Origin of the sequence: Holospora undulata HU1 (assembly GCF_000388175.3) — a bacterium.
Classification (GTDB): domain Bacteria; phylum Pseudomonadota; class Alphaproteobacteria; order Holosporales; family Holosporaceae; genus Holospora; species Holospora undulata_A.
In genome coordinates, this window is the sequence record NZ_ARPM03000075.1 from 1 (window position 1) to 2948 (window position 2948).

Annotated in this window: 8 protein-coding genes; 2 read left to right on the plus strand and 6 right to left on the minus strand. The window is 37.7% G+C overall.

Annotation, left to right across the window (positions count from 1 at the left end):
- Nucleotides 1-157 precede the first annotated feature (157 nt).
- The 3 genes from K737_RS07455 to K737_RS09900 form a co-directional block, all read right to left on the minus strand.
- Nucleotides 158-442 (minus strand): transposase, encoded by a 285-nt coding sequence (locus K737_RS07455; RefSeq protein WP_006302667.1) that lies wholly within the window; start codon nucleotides 440-442, stop codon nucleotides 158-160.
- Nucleotides 443-457: 15 nt separating this feature from the next.
- On the minus strand, nucleotides 458-580 hold the full coding sequence (locus tag K737_RS11360; protein ID WP_268743844.1) for a hypothetical protein: 123 nt from the start codon (nucleotides 578-580) through the stop codon (nucleotides 458-460).
- A gap of 180 nt (nucleotides 581-760) precedes the next feature.
- Complete coding sequence (locus K737_RS09900) at nucleotides 761-898, minus strand: hypothetical protein (RefSeq protein WP_161630401.1); 138 nt, start codon at nucleotides 896-898, stop codon at nucleotides 761-763.
- A gap of 111 nt (nucleotides 899-1009) precedes the next feature.
- Between K737_RS09900 and K737_RS11765 the strand changes: the two genes are divergently transcribed.
- Nucleotides 1010-1186: an IS630 transposase-related protein gene (locus tag K737_RS11765; RefSeq protein ID WP_023491346.1), complete on the plus strand. Its 177-nt coding sequence runs from the start codon at nucleotides 1010-1012 to the stop codon at nucleotides 1184-1186.
- 555 nt (nucleotides 1187-1741) lie between these two features.
- Here K737_RS11765 and K737_RS09905 read toward each other — a convergent pair.
- The gene (locus K737_RS09905; RefSeq protein ID WP_023491348.1) at nucleotides 1742-1900 is read right to left on the minus strand and encodes a hypothetical protein; all 159 of its coding nucleotides are present in this window, start codon (nucleotides 1898-1900) and stop codon (nucleotides 1742-1744) included.
- 98 nt (nucleotides 1901-1998) lie between these two features.
- Between K737_RS09905 and K737_RS01365 the strand changes: the two genes are divergently transcribed.
- Complete coding sequence (locus K737_RS01365) at nucleotides 1999-2238, plus strand: hypothetical protein (protein ID WP_006302851.1); 240 nt, start codon at nucleotides 1999-2001, stop codon at nucleotides 2236-2238.
- 9 nt (nucleotides 2239-2247) lie between these two features.
- Here the strand turns inward: K737_RS01365 and K737_RS11770 are convergent, their stop codons facing one another.
- Nucleotides 2248-2463 (minus strand): transposase, encoded by a 216-nt coding sequence (locus K737_RS11770; protein WP_024161353.1) that lies wholly within the window; start codon nucleotides 2461-2463, stop codon nucleotides 2248-2250.
- A gap of 156 nt (nucleotides 2464-2619) precedes the next feature.
- The gene (locus K737_RS11775; RefSeq protein WP_006289088.1) at nucleotides 2620-2868 is read right to left on the minus strand and encodes a transposase; all 249 of its coding nucleotides are present in this window, start codon (nucleotides 2866-2868) and stop codon (nucleotides 2620-2622) included.
- Nucleotides 2869-2948: the final 80 nt, after the last annotated feature.

Sequence of the window (2948 nt, forward strand, 5' to 3'; positions counted from 1 at the left end):
GTTGGACTAACGGGTTGAAAGTTATCATTGACGCGCTCGACAAGATCCATGACGATGTTGTCTCAGGTGTGCAGCATATTCTGGCAAAACTCTTTGACAGAGACGAAAAATCGATTATTGCGCACATATTCATTTTTCGATGGGGGGCAGGTTGGTGCTATAGGGAGGGCAAATAATGCACCTCAATCCCCCTTTCTTTTGCTGTTTTTTGGAGGTTTTTGCTTGTGTTATAAGGTCTTTGATCCAAGATCAGGTGAATGTTAGGTGCCTTTGGATAAGCGTCTTTCAGCTGATAAAAAACGTCTTCAAGGTTTTTAAGAGACACCACCGTAAGGCGCATGTGCCTCCCATCAGGGTTCATGCGTGTAGGCAGTCGTCGGCAATGGGGTGCCTGACAGGTGATTTTCGTTGTCATGGTGGGGTGCGCGCCATCACCAAACATCCGGCAGTATTGTCATCACCGTTGAATAAACGCTTCCTGCTTGGCTGCCTTTTCGGGCCGTGCTGCTGGCTTTTTAAATGAAAAATTATGGGCGCGCAACGTCTTGCCTTGAATCGCAGTCATAGGGTTCAAGAACATAAGCGCAGATATCGCTTACTTTCATATACGTGGTGGCTTTCCAAATGCGCGATAAGTTCCGCTGTTTGTGAAATATTCAGCTTGCTTACAGAGCCCTTGCTTTACACCATTAACTTTTGATCTTCCTTATACTTCTCTACGATCGTCAATCAGAAGAGCCTTAGCAGTTTGACGATAGCTTCACCCTTTGTCGGATAAAAAAACTGCCTTAATCCTATCTTCTACGCGTCGGCTCTTAAGGCAACACGATCTTCTTTCAGAAATTTTTGCATAAGAAAAATTATTAACACATAAAATTAAACTTTTAAACAATTTCATTCAGCATGAGTATAAGTATAGAAGGTAGACTGCTTATGACATTGGAATATATCAGGGAATATAATAATTTAGCTTGAAAGTGGGGCAGAGTGGTGCTATTTTTAACAGAAAATGACAAAGCAACAAAACAGCTTCGATCTAAGGGAGCAAGTAATAGAAAGTATTAAACTTGGTAACGATCAAAAAACGATATCCAAAATATTTAAAGTTAGTAAAAGCAGTGTAAGTAGGGGGTGGATAAGATACAAAAAAGAAGGGATAATTAGATCTACTCCACGGTTGGAGTAAGGATAAAATAGCCCAAGAGAAGCTAAGGATTTGTGTTCAAGCCAATGGAGATAAGAAAAGATCTAATACCGTTTTCCGATACTAAATTGCTTCTTTACACGCTCAGATAAAAATACATTTATATGCTCAGTATCGACATTAGGCAAAATCGAGATTAAGTAAAATTAGACTAAAATTACTGCCGTCAAACGTTAACTACGTTATAAAGATAGAAACTTTGCTAACCGATTTTAAATAGAATTTGTGGTTTGGTACCGCGCTCATACTATCCGTGACTTTTGGAATGAGTGCCAAATCTCGATTCATCAAAAAACAATACGTGCGATGGTGTGCACTTAGCTATTTCTCGGCTAATATTTTTTTAAATTCAGCAACTTATGTTTTGCTCTTGCTTGAAATGTTTAGGACGAGGCTTAATATAGAAGCAATGTAGCTTCTTGATCTCTTGATGAACGGTTGACTTGCTAATTTTTATATTAAAGACATTTTCTAGTTTTATTCGAATTGTCTTTATGGGTAACTGACTATCGACTTTTACCCATTCCAAGATTTGTTTTATTTGCGCAGCGTTAAGTTTGTTTTTCCTTTTGCGCCCCTGGCTGCAATAGCCTTTGCTAATTTACGTGATATTCGTGCAGCTTTACCAATCTCCCTAAGCTGATATTTTGCTTCTTCTGCGACCTGCGCGGTTGATAATTTTGATGCGGATGCCATTTATTTAAGCTGTTTGTTATACACCTATTATATGCTTCTCCTTTTCTTAAAAGGCAATCATTATATGCTTATTTATCAATGGGAATTCGTATAAAATCTTGCGCACCCAAGATGTAAACCCTTCTGTATTGACTGAGCCAGATATAGCTAAAACATATAGAAGAATTAGAAAAAAATTATTCTTTCTCTGCAAAAAAAAATTTCAAAGCGGTATTAGGAAAAAAAATAAAGATAAAGATCATGCGGCGGTGGCTTTGTCGTCTGTGAACTTTTTATTACTTCCGTTGTTTTTAAAACTTTTGGATGAAAAATTAAAAACAGAAAAAAGCATTACTTAGAACCTGTATTCATGATTTAGCTATCCTTCTTAATAGGATCATGGAATAGGCTATCATACTTATGTTTTTAGCAGTCGCTATGGCAATTTCATAATCTTTAGATACCCTTCGAAAATGATTTAGCCATGCAAATGTTCTTTCGACAATCCAACACTTTGGAAGTATGGCCCATTCTTGAGATATACGCTCTGAGATTGCTATAGTTTTATTCAATAGAGTTCTCACAAACTCCCTTTAATGTAGGATATTTTTGCAACGCTTCCTCAAAAACTCTGCACCCAGCACCTGTGTCATTGGACTTATAAACCGTGATATGGAGCAGATTGCCTTGCCTATCAACACCACTATGCTGTTTTCGTATCTTTTTTCCCCAATCTATACCTATTTTTTCTGAGGCTCCTGTGGGGGTAACACTTGTTTTAACACTTTGTGAATGATGATGCTATAGCTGGGATTCTTGCTCCTTTCATACTTACTTCGGCTTGTCTTAACAAGTTCATGCATCACTTTTTCCCATACTTCCTTAATCCTATATCGTCTATAAAACGAATGTACCGTCGAATATGGTGGAAAATCTTTTGGTAGCATGCGCCATTGACAACCGCTCTTGATTATATAAAAACACTGCATTAACCCCCTCTTTTTTTGTATTTGCTTTTATTGCCGCTATCAAAATGATGCTTTATCACATCCTACTCTCTCTTTTAAAT